Annotated in this window: 15 protein-coding genes; 13 read left to right on the forward strand and 2 right to left on the reverse strand. The window is 50.0% G+C overall.

Annotation, left to right across the window (positions count from 1 at the left end; translation table 11 throughout):
- Window positions 1-81 precede the first annotated feature (81 nt).
- The 6 genes from PKX57_RS01375 (at window position 82) to PKX57_RS01400 (ending at window position 7,503) form a co-directional block, all read left to right on the forward strand.
- A complete protein-coding gene (locus tag PKX57_RS01375) occupies window positions 82-2,166 on the forward strand; it encodes an ABC transporter substrate-binding protein (RefSeq protein WP_214047448.1) in 2,085 nt (694 codons plus the stop codon).
- A 62-nt stretch (window positions 2,167-2,228) separates the two neighbouring features.
- Window positions 2,229-3,599, forward strand: a complete 1,371-nt coding sequence (locus PKX57_RS01380) for a M14 family zinc carboxypeptidase (RefSeq protein WP_213920350.1) — start codon at window positions 2,229-2,231, stop codon at window positions 3,597-3,599.
- Window positions 3,596-4,582: an ABC transporter permease subunit gene (locus PKX57_RS01385; RefSeq protein WP_213920349.1), complete on the forward strand. Its 987-nt coding sequence runs from the start codon at window positions 3,596-3,598 to the stop codon at window positions 4,580-4,582. Before PKX57_RS01380 ends, PKX57_RS01385 begins: the two co-directional genes overlap by 4 nt.
- Window positions 4,583-4,584: 2 nt before the next feature.
- A complete protein-coding gene (locus PKX57_RS01390; RefSeq protein WP_213920348.1) occupies window positions 4,585-5,517 on the forward strand; it encodes an ABC transporter permease subunit in 933 nt (310 codons plus the stop codon).
- 5 nt (window positions 5,518-5,522) lie between these two features.
- On the forward strand, window positions 5,523-6,515 hold the full coding sequence (locus PKX57_RS01395; RefSeq protein ID WP_213920347.1) for an oligopeptide/dipeptide ABC transporter ATP-binding protein: 993 nt from the start codon (window positions 5,523-5,525) through the stop codon (window positions 6,513-6,515).
- Entirely contained in the window at window positions 6,508-7,503 is a 996-nt protein-coding gene (locus tag PKX57_RS01400) for an oligopeptide/dipeptide ABC transporter ATP-binding protein (protein WP_213920346.1), read from the forward strand. Before PKX57_RS01395 ends, PKX57_RS01400 begins: the two co-directional genes overlap by 8 nt.
- 17 nt (window positions 7,504-7,520) lie before the next feature.
- Here the strand turns inward: PKX57_RS01400 and PKX57_RS01405 are convergent, their stop codons facing one another.
- Window positions 7,521-8,807: an alpha/beta hydrolase gene (locus PKX57_RS01405; RefSeq protein WP_472415068.1), complete on the reverse strand. Its 1,287-nt coding sequence runs from the start codon at window positions 8,805-8,807 to the stop codon at window positions 7,521-7,523.
- Window positions 8,808-9,335: 528 nt separating this feature from the next.
- Here PKX57_RS01405 and PKX57_RS01410 point away from each other — a divergent pair.
- The 7 genes from PKX57_RS01410 (at window position 9,336) to PKX57_RS01440 (ending at window position 18,847) form a co-directional block, all read left to right on the forward strand.
- Window positions 9,336-10,445, forward strand: coding sequence for a hypothetical protein (locus PKX57_RS01410; protein WP_213923065.1), 1,110 nt, complete (start codon window positions 9,336-9,338; stop codon window positions 10,443-10,445).
- Window positions 10,446-10,512: 67 nt separating this feature from the next.
- On the forward strand, window positions 10,513-11,190 hold the full coding sequence (locus PKX57_RS01415) for a PspA/IM30 family protein (RefSeq protein WP_213923066.1): 678 nt from the start codon (window positions 10,513-10,515) through the stop codon (window positions 11,188-11,190).
- 178 nt (window positions 11,191-11,368) lie between these two features.
- Entirely contained in the window at window positions 11,369-13,768 is a 2,400-nt protein-coding gene (locus PKX57_RS01420; protein WP_472415845.1) for an ABC transporter substrate binding protein, read from the forward strand.
- Window positions 13,769-14,231: 463 nt separating this feature from the next.
- Window positions 14,232-14,846, forward strand: a complete 615-nt coding sequence (locus PKX57_RS01425; protein ID WP_213923068.1) for a hypothetical protein — start codon at window positions 14,232-14,234, stop codon at window positions 14,844-14,846.
- A gap of 38 nt (window positions 14,847-14,884) precedes the next feature.
- Complete coding sequence (locus PKX57_RS01430; protein WP_472415847.1) at window positions 14,885-15,424, forward strand: hypothetical protein; 540 nt, start codon at window positions 14,885-14,887, stop codon at window positions 15,422-15,424.
- Window positions 15,425-15,461: 37 nt separating this feature from the next.
- Window positions 15,462-16,241: a hypothetical protein gene (locus PKX57_RS01435; protein WP_213922438.1), complete on the forward strand. Its 780-nt coding sequence runs from the start codon at window positions 15,462-15,464 to the stop codon at window positions 16,239-16,241.
- The gene (locus PKX57_RS01440) at window positions 16,208-18,847 is read left to right on the forward strand and encodes a hypothetical protein (protein WP_472415849.1); all 2,640 of its coding nucleotides are present in this window, start codon (window positions 16,208-16,210) and stop codon (window positions 18,845-18,847) included. The genes PKX57_RS01435 and PKX57_RS01440 overlap by 34 nt, the downstream gene beginning before the upstream one ends.
- On the opposite strand, the gene PKX57_RS01445 is transcribed toward PKX57_RS01440, so the two are convergent.
- The gene (locus PKX57_RS01445; protein WP_213922013.1) at window positions 18,848-19,378 is read right to left on the reverse strand and encodes a hypothetical protein; all 531 of its coding nucleotides are present in this window, start codon (window positions 19,376-19,378) and stop codon (window positions 18,848-18,850) included.
- Between the last annotated feature and the right edge of the window lie 138 nt (window positions 19,379-19,516).

Raw genomic sequence — 19,516 nt, forward strand, 5'->3', positions numbered from 1 at the left:
CTTCCCGATCTGAAGCCGTTCTGATATATAATAGTATCTATAATTGTAGTACCACATCATCTTTCTTGGAGGTGTTTCATAATGAAAAAGCTCCTAATTTCCACGTTACTGCTGCTCTTTGCGGTCATGACCTTTGCCCAGATCTCTCCCGAAGAGGCTGTTCCCATGATAGAGGGAAAGGGGATAATAACCGCCGCGGATGATTCCCCACTGACCTTCGAAGAGTTCAAGACCGCCGTAGAAAAGGCCTTCCCCGGCAAGGGGCAGCTTATAACTGGAACTGGAGAAGTCTCGAGAGCCGACTTCGCAATGGCCATGGTCAAGGTTCTTGGGCTGGAAGCCGAAGCGAACGTCGTGGAAGAGATCTGCACCACCGCTATCGACGAATGGGAAGCTCCCGAAGAAGCATGGGGCGCATTGACGGTAGCCTACAGAAGCAACAGACAGATTCTCGATTTCAGGTACGGTCACGTAATAGAGGCCACTTCTCCTATTACTAAGAAAGAAGCCGCCGTTTCCATCTACATGGCGATGAATCCTCCCGTCAAGGGGGGAATCGCGACAACCGCAGTAGCCGCCGACGCTCCCGGTTTCAACACTATCTTCACCTCTTCCGGTCTCACATGGACGATCTGCAACATAATCGGAGACGGATACACGGGAACGGACAACAACGGCTTCTATTTCCCGAGAATGATAAAGAGAATGCCAAGCCTAGAGAACGGTCTAATGAAGGCAAACGAAGACGGTTCTCTAACCATTACCTACGAGCTTCGCAAAGGTATGAAATGGCACGACGGCACACCGGTAACGGCAAGGGATGCCAAATTCCAGTGGGAAGTAATGACCAGCGGCGCCCCGGTGACCGCCAACTACTTCGAAAATTCCGTTTCCGAGGTCACGATAATCGACGATCTCACCTTCTCTATAACCCTTCCAGAAGCGCTTAGCAACGCCGAGCTGGGTTCCTCGGTTTACGCCTATTACTTCGGCTGGTTCCAGCTCCCCGAACACGTATACAGGAAGGATTTTGAACAGGCCAAGGCAAGCGGTATGTGGGACAGTTTCGTTGATAAGGCTACCAAGAATCCAGTTATGACCGGTCCTTACAAGCTCAAGGAATATGCCGAAGGCCAGTTCGTCATTCTAGAAGCCTTCGACGATTACTTCATGGGCAGACCGAACATAGACCAGATAGTGATGAAGATAATCCCCGACAGCGACGTTACCTTCGCTTCCACGCTCAACGGCGAAGTCGATTTCGGAAGATACACGCTAGACCTGAAGCAGTCCATACAGCTTCAGAATCAGCTTCCTAACGTGTTCAGCGTCTTCTTCACTCCAAACATCGCTTACGACAACCTGAACCTCAACCTCAGAGATCCAAAAAACACTTCGAACCCCAACAAATTCTTCGGTGACAAGAGAGTAAGACAGGCCGTTCTCCACGCGATAGACAGACAGCAGATAAGCAACGTCGTTTACTCGGGTCTGGCCGAAGTCGTGGATACATGGATCACCGACCTCCACCAGATGAGAGACGCCCTCAAGAGTCCCCTCGTAAAGCACTACGAGTACAACCCCGCCAGGGCGAAGGAACTGCTAGCCGAGGCTGGCTGGAAGCTTAACAACAGAGGCATACTCGAGAAGGACGGAGTTGTTTTTGAATTCTCCATAGTAGGTCCGGCAGGAAGCACGCAGTACCAGATGATGGCACAGATAATTCAGAGCATGCTCAAGCAGGTCGGCATATCCGTTAAGGTCGATCTCAAGCCTTCTCTGGTTGTCTGGACCGAAATAATGCCTTACGGAGATTTCGACGCGCTCCTCTCCGGCTGGGGCTACGGAGTCAGCGACGATGCTTCCAACTACTGGACCACCGATCTGATACCATCCGATGCCAACTACTGGGGCGGCACGAACTACACAGGCTGGGCTAACGCCGAGAACGACGAAATAATCTATGCTGCTGCCAGAGAGCTCGATCCAGCTAAGAAAGTCGCTCTCTACGAAAAGCACTTCGCGCTCTGGACCGAAGAGCTGCCGGTGCTCCCGCTGGTTGTTGCGCCGACTCCGCACTTTGCGAAGAAGTACATAAAGAGCTTCGATTCCGGTTACGATAACGGACTGGGCTGGATAATCCAGAACTGGTACATACAGAAGTAATTCTCTTTCGGCGGGGACGGGTCGATCCCGTCCCCGCTCTATCATAATTCCGGAGGTTTGACATGAAATTCACCGAGCTTATAGAAACAGTTCCCGATTACAAGAAATTTTTCACCGTCGAAGAGATGGACAGAAGATCACTGGCCCTGGCGGAGAAATACCCCGATAGAGTGAAGGTTTACGAGGCCGGGAAATCTAGGGCGGGCCATCCTATATACGTTCTTGAGATAGGCAAAGGCTCCAAAAACGCGCTCCTTTTCGGCTGCCCCCACCCGAACGAACCGATAGGCGCGATGATGCTCGACTACCTCAGCGAGAGACTCGCCAGCGACGACGAGCTGCTGAGCAAGTTCGACTACACCTGGCATATGATAAAGGTGATAGATGTCGATGGCACCAAGTTGAACGAAGGCTGGTTCAACGACTCCTCTTCCATAAGAAAATACGCGGCCAACTTTTACCGGCCACCGGGCCACGAGCAGGTCGAATGGACCTTCCCGATCGACTATAAAACGCTCCACTTCCACTCTCCACTCCCGGAGACCGAAGTGTTGATGAGACTGATGGAGGATAAGAAGCCTCAGTTCATGTACTCCCTCCACAATTCCGGCTTCGGAGGCGTCTATTATTACATAAGCGACGATGTCCCCGAGCTTTACGAGACCTTCAGCAAGCTGCCCGGTCTCTTCGGCCTCCCCCTTAACCTCGGAGAACCTGAGGCACCGTATCTGACAGAACTGGCTCCCGCCATATTCAAGCTTTTTGGAATGGCGCAGGACTACGATTACCTCGAAAAGAACCTCGGTCCGGACAAAGACCCGGCAAGCGTGATAAAGGCCGGAACGAGCTCGGACGACTACGCCTCGAGTGTGGCCAACACCTTCTCGCTCGTCTGTGAAATGCCATATTACTACGATCCGCGCGTCGAGGATCAGTCAGAGGCAGATATCTCCAGAAAAGAGGCCCTCAGATTCAACTACGAAAAGTCCGTTGAATCTTTCAACTTCACCAAAGAGATCATGACCTCGCTAGAACCGGAGATAAAGAACAGAAACTCACCCTTCTACAGGGTCTTCAAGAACGTTCTGGAGACCTATCCCGATCAGCTGCAGGCTCAGAAGAACTGGATCGAAAACGATCCCTCCCTCGAGAGAAAGGCTAAAAAGGCCGAGGTCTTCGACAACAAAATCGTGAGCCAGTTCTACCAATCGCTGATGCTTGGTATGCTTAGACGGCTTATAGCCGAGAACAACGATGGCTCGGCAAAATTGAGCGCGGTAGCGAACATGGCCGACGAAGCCTTTGACAGGAAGATCGAGTATCTCGAGGAGAACCTGGACTACACGACTATTCCAATAAAGAGTCTCGTCTGCGTTCAGTTGCTCGCAGGGCTGAACCTGGCGGATTATCTGCAAAGGAAGAGCGATAAGTGAAGGTATATTTTCTGAAGCGGTTCCTCGAACTCATACCGATCTTCTTTGCGATATCCATAATAATCTTCGTAATAATGAACTCGATGCCGGGCGATCCACTGCTCCAGATGCGAATGCAGAACCCCAGGGCGATGGCGAACGATCCCCAGCGAATGAAAGAACTCAGAGAGTACTACCGGCTGGACGACCCGCTGCCGCTCAAGTATTTCACCTGGCTGAAGAGCGTACTCACAGGAGATCTTGGATATTCCAGCATGTACAAGACACCGGTCATAGACCTGATCGCCTCCAGGCTTCCCAACACTCTGATACTTACGATCACGGCCTGGCTGATCGGTCTGGTCGTGGCGCTGCCTATTGGCATACTGTCGGCCGTGAAAAAATACTCGACCTTCGACTACACTACGACGGTTTTCGCCTTCATCGGGATCTCTCTGCCGAGTTTCTGGTTTGCCCTGATCGCGATAATCATCTTCAGTGTCAACCTGAAGTGGCTGCCAGTTTCGGGAATGGCAACCTACGGTGTCACGGGTTTTTGGAACATTTTCGTGGACAGGCTGAGATACCTCATCCTGCCGGCTGCGATTCTGGGGCTGGTTCAGGTGGCCTCCTGGGTTAGGTACATAAGAACCTCCCTGCTTGAAGTGCTGGACCAGGACTATGTCAGGACAGCCTACGCCAAGGGGGTTCCCGACAGGAAGGTAATAATAAAGCACGCTTTGAAGAACGCTATGATACCTATCATAACGATAATCGCGCTCGATATCCCCTACTTCTTCGGGGGAGCGCTGATAATCGAAACAGTTTTCTCCTGGCCGGGTATGGGCCGTCTCATGTACCAGGCCGTCATATCCAGCGACTACAACCTGGCAATAAGCTGCCTGATGTTTCTGGCGATAATAACCCTGATCTCTAACCTCATCGCCGATCTGCTCTACGTGTTGGTCGACCCGAGGATAAGAATGGGAAGAAAGGGGGCCTGAATATGCCGAAGCTATTTTATCGAAAGAAACTGGACGAACTCGAAGAAAAGGCCCGCCCGATACATATAAACAGCTACTGGCAGCTCGTATGGGTCAAGTTCAGAAGCCATAAGCTGGCCATGTTCGGAGCGGTCGTGCTTATAATAGTCGTGGCCTTCACCATCTTCGGCCCGCTATTCGTAGAGGTCGGCTACGAGGACATGGATTTCTCCTCCCTCTTCAAGCCGCCTCTGAGCCAGGGTCATCCGCTGGGAACAGACGAGCTTGGACACGATGTTCTCGTCAGGGTGATGTACGGCGGCCGGATCTCTCTCTTCGTCGGATTCGCCTCTTCGGTGATCACCACACTGGTCGGGACTCTGATCGGTCTGCTTTCCGGCTTCTACGGCGGCCTGATCGACAGGTTCCTCATGAGGTTCGTCGATGTTATGCTTTCGATTCCAATGTTTCCGATACTCCTCACTCTGACGCTCGTCTTCGGTTCGGGTATCATGAACATCATACTCGTTTTAACGGTCTTCGGCTGGATGGGTGTAGCACGGCTGGTCAGGGGACTTGTGCTTTCCATTAGAGAAACGGAATACGTGATGTCGGCCCGGGCAATGGGTGTGAGGAGCGCGAGAATAATACTCAGACATGTACTGCCAAACGTCATACCGATAGTGATCGTCTCGGCCACGCTGAACATGTCGTACGCAATCCTCTCGGAATCGTCGTTGAGCTACCTGGGACTTGGGATACAGCCTCCGATGCCCTCCTGGGGCAACATGCTCCAGAAGGCGATGAACTACATACTTGGAACGGCGACAGGTGCCAATCCCTGGTGGCTGACCTTCTTTCCGGGCTTTTTCATATTTCTGACCGTCCTGAGCGTGAACTTTCTGGGCGATGGACTTAGAGACGCACTCGATCCGAAATTCGTGAGTGAGAGCTGATGATTATGCAAGAGATACTAAAAGTTGAAAACCTAAAGATAACCTTCAAAACGCAACTGGGAAAGATAACACCGGTCGATGGAGTTTCGTTCGGACTTTCCGAAGGCGAGACGCTCGGCATAGTTGGCGAATCGGGCTGTGGCAAAACTATAACGGCCTTCTCGATAATAAAGCTCCTCCCCAAAAATGCCATACTCGGAGATGAAACGAAGATCTCCTTCAGGGGCAGGGATATCGCGACACTGGAGAAGTCCGATCTCCACAAGATCCGCGGTAAATCCATCTCGATGGTCTTTCAGGAGCCGATGACCTCTTTGAATCCCCTCTACACTATAGGCTGGCAGATCTCGGAGGTTTACAAGCTGCACGAGGGTCTGGATGACGAAGAGGCCATGGATAGGAGTATCGAGATGCTCCGACTCGTCGGCATACCGGAACCGGCCAAGCGGGTCAAAGAGTTCCCGCATCAACTCTCCGGCGGAATGAGACAGAGAGTGATGATAGCGATGGCACTGGCCTGCAGCCCGGCCCTTCTAATCGCCGACGAACCTACGACCGCGTTAGACGTGACTATACAGGCCCAGGTTCTCGAGCTCATGAACGATCTCAAGAACAAGCTCGACACGGCCACGATCATAATTACCCACGATCTTGGCGTGATAGCCGAGATGTGCGACAGGGTGCTGGTGATGTACGCCGGCCAGATCGTCGAGAGCGCCGACGTCTTCAGAATATTCGACAACCCCCTACACCCCTACACCAGGGGATTGATCCACTCGATACCCCGGATAGAGGTGGAGAAGCGCGATCAGAAGAGGCTCAACGTTATCACGGGCTATGTGCCTCACCCTTCTAAATTCCCGACAGGTTGCCGTTTCGAGCCGCGTTGCCCCATGGCGATGGAGAAGTGCAAGAAAGAGACGCCACAGATCTACAGCCCTGAGGAAGCCCACACGGTGCGCTGCTGGCTGGCCGAAGGGAGTGAGACAAATGGCTAACACCCCCATGGTGGAGATTCATCAATTGAAGAAGTGGTTTCCCATCAAGAGTGGCTTCAAAAAGAAATCAGACCTGAAGGCCGTCGATGGGGTCGATCTGCATATCTACAGGGGCGAAACGCTTGGGTTGGTCGGAGAATCGGGCTGCGGAAAGACTACCATCGGTCGGACGCTCATAAAGCTTTACCAGCCAACCGGAGGAAAGTTCATTTACAGGGGCAAGGGCGTCACTGGAGGATCGATCGATATCTTCTCGCTGAATGAGTCGCAGATGAGACCCTTCAGAAAGGAAATCCAGATGGTCTTCCAGGACCCATACGCTTCTCTGAATCCCAGGATAACCGTACAGGACATACTTTCGGAAGGTCTGCGCGTCCATTCGATCGGCAAAGGCCGGGATGAGCGAAAAGAGATGATCGCGGGGATACTCGAGAAGGTAGGACTGAGACCGGAATACATGTACCGCTACCCGCACGAGTTTTCCGGCGGCCAGAGACAGAGGATAGGCATCGCCCGTGCGATAGTTTTGAATCCCGAACTGGTGATTTGCGACGAACCGGTCTCGGCGCTGGACGTCTCCGTTCAGGCACAGGTAATAAACCTTCTTGAGGACCTGAAGCACGACTTCCAGCTTACATACCTCTTCATCGCCCACGATCTGGCGGTTGTGAAGCATATTTGCGACAGGATATCGGTTATGTACCTGGGTAAGATAGTGGAGACCGCCGAAACGGACGAGCTCTTCAGAAACCCTTTGCATCCTTACACACAGGGACTTTTGGCCTCGATACCGATCCCCAATCCCCACATGAGAAAGATCGGCAAGAGAGAACTCGTTAAGGGAGATATTCCCTCGCCGGTCGATCCACCGGATAATTGCCGATTCGTTAAAAGATGCCCAAAAGCCTTCGATAGATGCTTGAAAGAAGCGCCCCGGCTAACCGAAACGGGAAGCGGGCACTACGTCTCCTGTTTTCTGTACGAATGAAGCAATGCCGAGAGGGATCAGTTGAAGACGAAGATCCAGGAGAAGAGACTCTCGACGAGCTCACGATCGACGTGACGGAATTCGTAGTAGTCGTCGGGAGTCGACTTCTCTCTCTCTACCGGCATGAAGTAATGGTCCAGATTGGGAAAGAGCTGGAAGTAAACGTTTAGACTGGTCCAGAGAGAGTTCATGAAAGTCATATAATCATCGGTCGTCGATTCATAATCTGCCCCACCCTGAAGAATCAAAACCGGTATATTCAATTTCTTTATCGTTTCTATCGGATCAAGGGCATCTATTTCGTAGTAATAACCTGCCGTCGCTGCCAGAACAGGCGTTCCTGGAAGCAACTTTCCATCCAGGGCTTTCTGGAGGTAATCTATCAGAAGTTTCAGCTGCTGCCGTTCCCTGTCCGAATAGAAGAGCTCCGAGACATAATTCTGGCGGTCTATTATCACCTGCAATTCCCTTCTGGCCGATGTTCCCATAAGTACAATACCGTCTACATTCTCATTTCTAGCTGCCACGATTGGGGCTATCTTGCCACCCAATCCGTGACCAACAAGAAAGATAGAAGAGACGGCCGGCATCTTCGAGGCCATATTCACAGCATTCATCACGTCCTCAATAATTTCTGTCTCGATACTCGGCGAAGCTTGAGACAGTTTTTCTCCGAAGACGAAAGTCCTTTTGTCGTAACGCATTACAGCCACGCCGCGCGTAGCAAGTCCCCAGGCTATGTTTCTGAAGGGTTTGTTTGGTCCGATCGTCGAATCTCTGTCGAGGGCGCCCGAATCGTGTATGAGAATGACCAGGGGATATCTGTCCAGGTTCTTCGGCACGGTCAACACTCCCGGGAGTTTCCATCTGTCGCTCCCGATGGTTATCTCAAACTCGTCGAACCGGCTCGTATCTATGTAGTCGGGGATGGCGCCTGGTTGAAGAGTTGGTTGCACGACAAAAGCATCGACCTTCCCGAAATTATCGATCACTATGTTGAAATCTATGTAGCCCTTCTCGAATTGCGAATGAAAGATATAAACAGTGTATCCCCGGATCTCGCTTGTTTCGGTAGAGAAGATGAAGAGATAATTGCCATAATTTTCCCTGAGGCGCTCGAGCTCCTTCTGCATGTCGTCCACGGTGTAGTCTTTCCGCACTTTCACGCTCTGCATCTCGTTTGCCAGATAAAAGCTCCCCCGCAGGAACAGTTGAAGATACCTCTCGGCCAGAGCCTCAGACCTGGCGTATAGAAAAGTTGCCGAAACGCATAAAATCAAAATGGTCGGTACGATCCTTTTCAAGACAACGCTTCTCCCAAAATAGACTGAGAGGCAAATACACACCTCGATTAAATATTAAACCACACTGCACCGTCTTTACTATTAAGAGATAGAGGCAAGATTAACCTTCACAAATTCGGTCCAGGCTTGCAAGAAGGAAGCATCTTTGAAATGTTCCTAATTAAGAGATGAAAGGCATCTCACTCTTCTCAAAGGACACCGGGTAAGAGATGGCTCTATTATGCTTGGAACCTGCAACTTGAAACCACTCTCGATGGACGGACCCATAATCCGTGACTCGAAAGTTGATTGAATAGCTTGTATAATTAAACTGAGTCAATAAGTTGGAATAAAGATAACAACGATCGGTTTGTGGCTTTGATATCTTTGAATACACCCATCAAGACGGGGGAATATAAAAGCTTATTGTACCGGAACCGGCGCCGGGATCAAAGTCAACGGTCTATTGTGTATTGAGCGGTTGGATTTATATATTTAAGTGATTATAATTAATTGAAAGCATGCCTGTATTTGAAGGGAGATAGAGAAATGCCTAGAGGTGGAGGTTCGGGTAGCAGGAGCAGTGGTGGCTCTTCTTCGAGCAACAGGAGCAGCGGCGGGCGTAGCGGCGGTTCTTTTTCCAGCGGTAGATCTAGCAGTGGAAGTAGTTCCTCTTCCAGCAGTAGCAGGAAAAGCAGCGGCGGCTTCTTCAGCGGCGGAACCGGGAGCAGCTCGAGCAGTTCAAGCAACAAAGTCAGCAACAGAAAAATCGGCGTTCCCATTATCGGAGGACTCGGTACTTTCAGACGTGTCAGTAACAGCGGTGGAGGAGTCAATCAGAGCGTCGGAGGAGTCGGGAGTGGCTGTAGCGGTTGCAGTGGCTGCAGTTTTGTGGCGCTAGGAATAATCGTTGTAGCGGTGATTATAGTAATAGTTATCGTTTCTGCCCAGGGAGCGCCCAACATACAGACTGTCTCCAAGAACGAGATCACCAGATCGACGATCGTGAGAAAGCCCTTACCCGATGGCTCTGTGAAGGAAACCGCTTATTTCACAGACGAGTTAGGCTGGATCACCAATCAAAACCAGCTTCTTGAAGGAATGAAGCACTTCTACAAAAAGACTGGCGTACAGCCTTATCTTTATATAACCGATACGATATACGGTTCGCACTTTCCGTCCGAGGAGCAATTGAATGCATTCACTCATGAACTTTACGAAAGGCTTTTCACAGATGAAGCCCACTTATTGCTCGTATTCTTCGAATACGAGGAAAGATACATGGACAGATACGTTGCCGGAGTACAGGCCAAAACCGTAATCGATGAAGAGGCGGCCGATATTCTGCTCGATTATATCGATCGCTACTATTACGATACCGGCCTGACAGATGACGCTTTCTTCAGTAAAGCCTTCACGGATGCGGCCAACAGGATTATGACGGTTACCAAATCACCCTGGATAAGCGTACTGATAGTTTTCGGAATCGTAGTCGCTATTCTTATACTATTCGCCTGGTGGAGCCGGGTGAGAAGACAGAAATATCTCGAGGCCAAACAGACCGAAGAAATGCTCAAGGTACCGCTCGAAAAGTTCGGTGACAAAGAGGCCGAAGATCTTTCAAAAAAATACGAGGAAAACAATAGCAACGAAAAGTAACGTTTAGGCCAAAATGAGCAGATTTGTCTATGACGGTCAGGCTTAAACTAAAGGGAGGACAAAGAGGATGGGTATTTTGGAAAGATTCAACGACATTATCAAGTCGAACATCAATGCATTACTGGACAAGTTTGAAGATCCATCCAAGATGATCGACCAGTACATGCGGGAGATGATTGAAGATCTGGCCGAAGTAAAGAAAGGCACGGCCTCCGTTATGGCCGAAGAAACCCGCACCAAGCGTCTCGTTGACGAAAACGCGGCCGAAGTGGCGAAGTACGCCAACTACGCCAAAAGAGCTCTGATGTCCGGGAGCGAAGAAGATGCCCGTGTTTTCATCGCCAAAAAGCAGGAGCTTGAAGATGCCGGTGCCGGCCTTATGACGGCCTACGCGGCGGCCCACGAAAACGCTATAAAGATGCGTCAGATGCACGATAAGCTGGTAGAAAACATCGAAACTCTGAAGGCGCGGCGCGAGATGATAAAAGCCAAAGTCTCTGTGGCCAAGACTCAGAAGACGATCAACGAAGCGGCCTCAACTTCTGGAAGAACACAGGGAGCGATGGATGCCTTCAACAGAATGGAGGACAAGGCCCAGAAGATGCTGGACGAGGCAACCGCAATGGCCGAATTGAACAGCGAGCCCATCGACAAGGCAAAAGCCCTGGAAGAGAAATATGCCTCAAAGAGCTCTTTCTCAGTTGAAGAAGAACTGAATAGAATGAAGAGTGAACTCGAAAAGTAGCAGCAACCGATATTAACCCTACCAGGACCCCGCTCACTGAAAAATGTGCGGGGTCTTTTTCATTCTGTGAGATGCGAGATACTTTCATTTCAGGTGTCGCTTACGTCTCCGGATTCGATCTATCCTGAGCTATAATTCAAACGTTGAAATGTTTCTAAAGGGAAAAGGGGGAGAAATCATGAAGAGTAAAACGATACCGGCGTTCTTTCTGTTGCTCTTTCTTTCTTTTACGTGTATTTTCGCCACCAGGATCATGGTGATTCATAGCTACGACGAAGATTACGTGTGGTCGAGGGAGATGCTTGAAGGTATCAAGAGCGTTTTCGCCGACGAATCGATCGAATGGAAGGTCTTCTACATGGACACACGTCTTCAAACAAACGAAGAGTGGAAGATAAAAGCCGGAAAGATGGCCGCCAGGGAGGTCGAAGCTTTTCAACCCGATATAGTCATCGCCTGCGACGATAATGCGCAGGAGTATTTCGCGAAAGACTTCACCGCGCTCCCGCTAATTTACTGCGGTGTCAACCTCGATCCGGCAAGATATTCGTACCCGCGCAGCAACGCCACGGGTATCAGGGAAACCCTATTTTTGAAAGAGACGGTCGAGATGCTTCTCGATTTCTTTCCACAGGTCAGAGAGGTCCATTTCATCGGTGACGATAGCGAAACCGTCGCCGGTATGAGAGAACAGCTCGAGGCGACTTCCTTTGGCGATTTATCTACGAAAATACATACGGTCGGCAGTTTCAACGAATGGAAGGAAATTGTGAAAAGCTTATCCGGAGAAGGGAACGCCATAGTTATCCTTGCCGACAGGACACTCAAAGACGAACACGGAAGAACGGTAAGCACTGAATATGTTACCGAATGGACGGTTAAAAATACGGGTTTGGCAGTCTTTTCTGTTCTCGATTTTGTAGTGGCCGACGGCGCGATGGCCGGTGTTGTGAACTCCGCTTTCGAGGAAGGTAAACGGGCCGGGTTAATCGCCTTGAAAATACTCTCCGGACTTTCTCCCGATGAGATCCCACCCGAGAATTCCTCAAACGGCCGGTCGATGGTCAACATCGAGGCTCTTCTCTCGGCGGGTGTCGAACTGGATCCCTCCAGACTCGAAAAAGTCGATGACCTGATCTCGCAATCGTCGGTACCTCTCCAGACCGCTTTGAATCTGCTGGTAACTTCTTTCGAGGAGCGCGTCCACGGAATAATGACCTCACTGAGGGTGCTGGCAGGCTCTCCCGGAGTGATATCGGGAGAGTGGTCGAGGATGAAACCTCTCCTTAGCAGCTTCAACCAGGGCTATGAAGGACTGGCCATGTACGTGGAACCTGACGGGGGTTACTACACCGTCCAGAGGGACTGGACCGGCCTGAACCTTTCCGACAGGGGTTACTTTTCTGCGCTTCTGATGGGCGGAGAAGTTCTGGGATACCAGGTTTTGAGCAGATCTACCGGAAAACGTTCGGTCGTCTTCGCAACGCCTGTCCGTAAAGAGGACAATATATCCGGTTTTGTCGGTATTTCGGCCTTCTTCGATGAATGGAACTTCGAATTGATTTCGGATTTCAAACAACTGCCGGAAGTCCATTTCTACGCCTTCGACGAACAGAACACGCTGGCACTATCGGACGATACCTCCCTGCTTCTGGGCTCTCTGGAAGTTCCGGTTCCTGGAATTACCGAAAGGCTTGCAACTCTCGATAGAGATAGCGGCGACTTTCTCTTCACCGGTAATGACGTTCTCCATCTGGCGGCTTACAGGCGATCGCTGAAGACCGGCTGGACTTTCGTCATCGCACGGGAGCTACTGTCCACGACGAGAGATCCACGCCCCGAGCTCCTATTGAGTAAGGTGCAGAAGGAGATCCAGGAACATTTCAATAGACTCGACACTTCGCTTTCGAAAGGTGCCGAGGATATGAGAAAGATACTGAACGATGACGAAGAAGTTCGATCGTTGCTGAAGAGACTATACGAAGCGAACTCTGAAGTGGTCGATGTGTCTTACATAGACGGCGATTGTGTGCTGAGATTGATCCATCCTCGGGATTACAGTTACGTTGAAGGGGAATGGATAGGTGACCAGGAACAACTCATAAAACTTCATGAAACAGGCAGGCCGGTCCTGAGCGAGGGGTTTCTAGCCGTTGAAGGTTTCCAGGCCGTAGATCTAGAGTGGCCTGTTTTTGCGGAAGATGGCACTCTTGCAGGATCGTTGAGCTTCCTGATTAAGCCCGAAACCTTCCTGGCCCCGGTAATAATTCCCAACAATTTGGAACCCTACGAATTCTGGATAATGCAGCCCGATGGCACGATATTCTACGACCAGGACAGCCTGGAAGTCGGAAGAAACCTCTTCGAGGATGAACTATACGAATCTTTCGATACACTTGTCGAGTTGGGATATTCGATCTCTAAAAACGAGAGTGGTCAAGGTTATTACACTTTCTACTCGAGAGGTTTATCCAGCACTGTCAAAAAAGAAGTCTGGTGGAGTTCCATAGGACTTCACGGAACGCAGTGGAGGCTCATTTTGACCAAAATCATCAACCCGACCTCGGTATCTCAATAGCGTGTTGCAAATCTAGAACTCAGAACAACTTCTCCGCCGGAAAACCGATTGGCGAATAAAACATCGCCCTCAGTCTTCGCCTTCGGCTGAGTACAGTTGCGCATAATTGATCAAAGGTACTATGAATGGGAACCATAGATGGTTCCTGAGACTCTTCCATCTTTTAGATTCCTGTCTATACACCAAATCCTTCGGGGAATTCCTGGCACGCTTTTGCATAAATACCCTTGAGGGGCATTTGAAGCAGGAGAGAAAAGAACATTACAAATTGTAATAATTATAAAATAATACGATCATTTGAACTTATTGAATACGAAATTTATAGTAATCGACTAAGTGTATAATTAAATTGAAAACGATATAAGTACCATATGAGTCAATCACAGATAAAAAACACAGGAAATATAATGCGATAATTATATGTCAAACGATTTTATAAATAAACACAAAATGGAGGTAAATAATGAAGAAATTTCTGGTAATTCTGGTAATGGTAACTCTGTTAGGCGGATTCGTGTTCGCGCAGGATACAAATACTGACACTCAAACGATCACTGTCACGATGAACGAAATAGCGTTGCTGGCCGTAACGGGCGCGGCGGCATCTACAGGGTCCACAACGGCCGACGCCCCCGCTGTTGCTATCTCGGTGACTCAGCCCGAGCTGGCAGGTGCGGCTCCTGTAGTCACGGTTGTACAAGACCCTACATATCTCAGATACACATCCCTGAGATTTGGAGGCCTCGAGAGAAAGGTCACCACAACCTTCAGCACTCTTCCCGCGGGTTTCTCCATATCTCTGGCGGCAGGCACCACCGACTCTTCGGCAAAGGGTAACGTAGGGACCGGCGCCACGCTTGAGTTTGTAGGAACAACTCTAACTGGTGATCTCGTAACTTCTATAGGAGCTGGCCTGGCAAGAACTGGCATAGAGTCCAACGCCGGTCATCCCCTGACCTACACAGCCATGATCGATGAGACTGCACTTGCAAACCTTGGAGACGGCCTTGCGGACGGTGGTTTCTTGAACGCAGTAGATACAGTAATAACTGTCACGTTTACTCTGACGGATATCTGATCTGAAAGATGAGTCTTCTTCCCGGAACATATCTGGCATTGAAGCAGCGCAAAGCGCTGCTTCTCTGTCTTGGTGTTCTGATTTTCGCCGTTTCGACCGGTGCGGTCACGTTATCGGCCACGGGTAAAGTTACGGGCGATATCGCCTGGGAAATCATCGCGGTGTCTCCGGAATTGGCCGGGGATGGCCCTGTGCTTAATGCGTCTTCGCAGATGGTGAGTCCGGCAGATTCCACGAAGATAGTGGTGAACAGACCGGAAATCACTGGCGGTTACGGACAAGAAAGAAAGTACAGAGTAATCGTGACCCGTTCTTCCGGTATGAAGATATCGCTGAGGTTGTCAGAAATACCGGTAGCGTGGACTCCTTCGAATCAAAGCGGTTCTGTCACGCCACTCTACACAGGTTATCTCGAACTTTCAATGGCCGGGGTATCTTACGATTTCGTGGATATAGTCTTCAGACCTCGGGGAGAAATCGTGACCTTCTACATTCAGTATGCCTTAGACCCGGATGATCTCGACTTGATGGGTGGCACTTCAATTACTTTCACGGTAATCGATATGGGTAACCTATAATACCTTTGGTAGTGCTGTTGATTTGGAGCTGATTCATATGATTAAGAAAATCGTACTGTTAATTTTTATACTCGCATTTATATCCGTAAAGGCAGATATCCTTATAATAAACGGACTCACACATATTTTTCAGGCCTCTCCCGGACAGGTTTTGTCCGGAGTTATCGAGCTGCAAAACAACTCGATGGACCCGGCACGTGTTCGTATTTATCTGTCGGATTATTTTTTCTACCACACAGGTTCGACGGAATACCCCGAAGCCGGTAGCCTGCAGCGATCCAATGCGAACTGGATTGAGCTTCAGGCACCTGAAATAACCGTTCCGGGCAACGCGAACCTGACTTACAACTTTTCGGCGGTCGTTCCGTCCGATGAGAGCTTATCTGGAACTTACTGGGCAGTGATCATGGTCGAACCCACCGATGACTTCAAAGACGACGAAGTAGAGGGAATTACCGTCAGAACTAAGACACGCTACGCGATTCAGGTTGTCACCAACTTCGGGGAGCCTCAAGCCAAGAGCGTTGCGATTTTAGGAAGAAGTCTATCGAAAAATAACGGCCTTTACTCGCTGAACATGGATATTCAGAACACCGGAAACTGGTGGATGAGGCCGGAGCTTTCCGCGAGTGTCTTCAATCAATCCGGTGAAACTGTCGGAGAGTTCATGGGAAATTCGATGAGACTGTACCCAGGGACCTCCGGGCATTTCGTGGTTTCGTTCGTTGATTTGGCCCCGGGCGATTACAGGGTTCTGGCCCTGATAAGAGACGGTGAAGATGTATGGGGTGCCCAGTATTCGATGAAAATAGAGTGAATGGAGACCGGCCGATAAAACTACTTTTACCTCTTCTCTTTCTAATTCTCATACCGGCTTTTCTGATCGCTGCCGACTTTGAACTCATTCTTTCTACACCCCCTCCCGGCCAAGTCAGGCCTGGAGAGATAGTTACTCTGGCCGTGCTTGTGACCAACAACTCGCAAGATAGACTGAATCTCAGCGAAGAACTGCTGCTACCTTCAGAATGGAGAAATGTATTCGGGACCTCTTCTTTCGAGATCGAACCGGATTCCTTCGATATCAGGCTTTTGAGTTTTCTTGTACCGGCCAGAACGCTGGCCGGTGATTACCAGTTGAGTTACAGGGTCAAAAGCGACGATGGAAGGGTATCCGGGTTGAACTTCACAGTGAAGGTCGCGTCGAATGTGGCGATAAGGGTTGAGCTTATCGACGGTCCCTCGTATGTTCGGGCCGGCGAGGGGTACTCGCTGGTTTTTTTGATCACCAACAATGGCAATATTCCCGTAGCGCTTAATTTGAGAGTGAACGATAACCTGTCGTACGCTTTGAAATCAAGCGTATCCAAACTCGAGCTTGAACCGGCCCGATCGGGAAGGGTAACGGTAGAAGTCAAAACATCCAGAACGCTTCTGGAACAGAACAATCACATCGTAATTCTCATAGCCGGCATAGAGTCGGGAGATGGCGGAAGCGTTTCGGGCCGTTCCTCGGTCTTGCTGCTTCCACCGATCGACTCTCTGGCCAGCAGGTTCAGGTTGCTTCCAGCCAGAGTATCGATAACCACAGGTTACTCGCAGAGCTTCTTTCTGGCAGCCGGTCTAAGGATGGAAGGCTTTTTAAACGACGAAAAGACTAGAAGCGTGTCGTTGAATACTTCCATCCCTGTGACCGGTGCCAACAGGGACAACAGATTCGAGGCGGATCTGCGGTACAGAGGAGAAATCCTTGAAGCCGGTTATGGAAGCCTCCCGGCGGCAGGACAGGCATCGACACCAGTCGGCACTTCCACAAGAGGCTTCGATCTCCAGTTGAAACTCGATTCATTAAAACTCGGGATGATAGTTTCGAACAACCTGTCCAGGTACGGTCTTTTTATCGACTGGAGACCTACTCAAGAGCTGCTGGCGAGCTTTGCCTTCGACAGGAATCTCGACTCCTCCGGTCCTTCTTACGCGTCCGTGGTTCTCGAATCCGATGAGAAGCCCGTCGGTGCAAGGTCGGTTTTGCGTGTCCCCTTTGTCGAGGGTAAATTCGATGGTATCCTGCTGGATTACACTTTTGTCAGTCGTCTCGAAAGTTGGCAGCTAAGATCTTCGATAGGTTACTCCAAAAGGCTTACCGGCCCATCGAACAATGAGCTACTCAAGCTAGATGTAGGTGCCACATGGAGCAGGAAGGACTCTTTACGGGTCTCCCTCGAAGGGACGGTACAGAGAAACAATCCCTTCGATTTTATGTTGCCCGGAGTATTGAGCGGTTATTCTTTGCGTGCTCGCGTGGATCTTCCAGCGATGTCGGGTTTGAGAGTTAGCCTGGGAGCTCACTACGTCTCAAGCGGTACGAGGAATCCCGCCTCAACAGTCAGGAACTACGGTGGTAACCTCTCGCTGGCCTACTCTATTTCGATTTTGAATGTTTATGGCTCTCTGTCTGGACAGGCAAGCCAGATAGGCGGCCTTTTGAAATCGACGCTGCAATTGGACATTTACGGATCCTACAGGTTCTCCGATCTGGCGTATCTATCGGCGAGAATAACGCTGAAAAATTATGTGGGAGAGTGGTTCGAAACGACAGCGGCGCTCTCGGGTTCTTATATATTCGAAAGCGGCACCAGAGTGAACTTATCGCTGGGGTATGCGATGAAGGACCTTACTCCTTCAAATATCAGCGTCGGTGTTGCGCTTTCTAAATCCTTCGTGGATGGAGGTAACTTCATGGCATCCGCGGCGGTGTCTATCGCCGAACGGGACAGCTGGAAGCCGGCGTTTGAATTCAAGGCCGGTTATTCCTTTCCGTTCTCGCTTCCCGTATGGCCCAGAAACGATCTGGCTTCTCTATCTGGAAAGGTGGTAGTTATCGAAGACGGGAAAGAAAGACCGATCGTGGGGGTTGTTGTAAGGCTCAACAACCTGGTCGCCATCACTGGCAAGGAAGGTGAGTTTGCCTTCAAAGGTATAAGGCCGGGGACTTACTATGTGGAAATAGATGGCCAGTCAATTGAGAGGGGACTGGTAAGCGTCGATAAGCTGCCGCTTAAGCTTGAACTGAAAGCCGACGAAGAGTCCGGGATATCGTTGGGCTTTCTTAAGTCTTCGACCTTGAGGGTAAGAGTAATAAACGAGGAAAAGGAGCCCGTCAATCTGGGCGGGATATATTTCACGTTGAGTAATGGCGAAGAAAACTTCAGATTGAGCACCAGGGAGAACGGCGAGATCTCGGTTCCAAACCTTAGGCCGGGAAAATGGACTCTGCGTATCGACGGCGATACTCTGCCCAGGGGTTTTGTGATAGATAATCAAACCGCCGAACTCGAACTGAAATCGGGAAGTGAAACCACGATCGACTTCAAAATGAGGAAGAAGAGCGAACAGATAATCATAATAGATTCCGGTGTACTCTGATCACTCCTCGGCGAGTGTGAAGAGCACATCTATAGTTACGGTACCGCTTCCAAGGTTGTCCGCCGACAGTATATCGATATCATAGAAAACACTGGCACCATCGGTCTCTTCCGTTCCCGTCCAGCCGTTGCCTATATCTGCGATAACCGGCTGCGGTATCGAGCTGAGAGAGATCCTTCCCGTGGATACTCCCAGTTTTCCAGTTCCCTTTTCAGGCGCCGCCACGGTTATTCCTATTTCAACATAGTCGAGGATCGACGTATCTACCAGCGAAGCCGTTATCTTTCTTGACCTGCCCTGCTCGATGAGCGAGGTGTATCTTATATTCCCGCCTTCTATGTTTTCAAAATGCAAAGGTGCACCGGGGACTATCTCCTGGGGGATTTCGAAGACCACCGTCAGGAGAGATACATCCAGTAATGCCACTGGCTGCACAACTATTCTAAGCTCCTGGGTAGATGTGTTCTGTACTCCAAAAGCTGTCGAAGATAAAATAAAAGCCAGCAAGACTGCTAAAATCACTCTTTTCATCTATTTCATCCCCTCATAAATGAGCTTCTCGAACATATTTTACCATTAAAACCGATAAAAATAATCTATGGATTATATTATTATATTAAATCATATGATTGAATAAGAAAGATCAACAGGAGCCACAGTGGGTGGTGG

The sequence above is a fragment of the Mesotoga sp. genome (genome assembly GCF_035363035.1).
In the GTDB taxonomy this organism is placed as follows: Bacteria; Thermotogota; Thermotogae; order Petrotogales; family Kosmotogaceae; genus Mesotoga.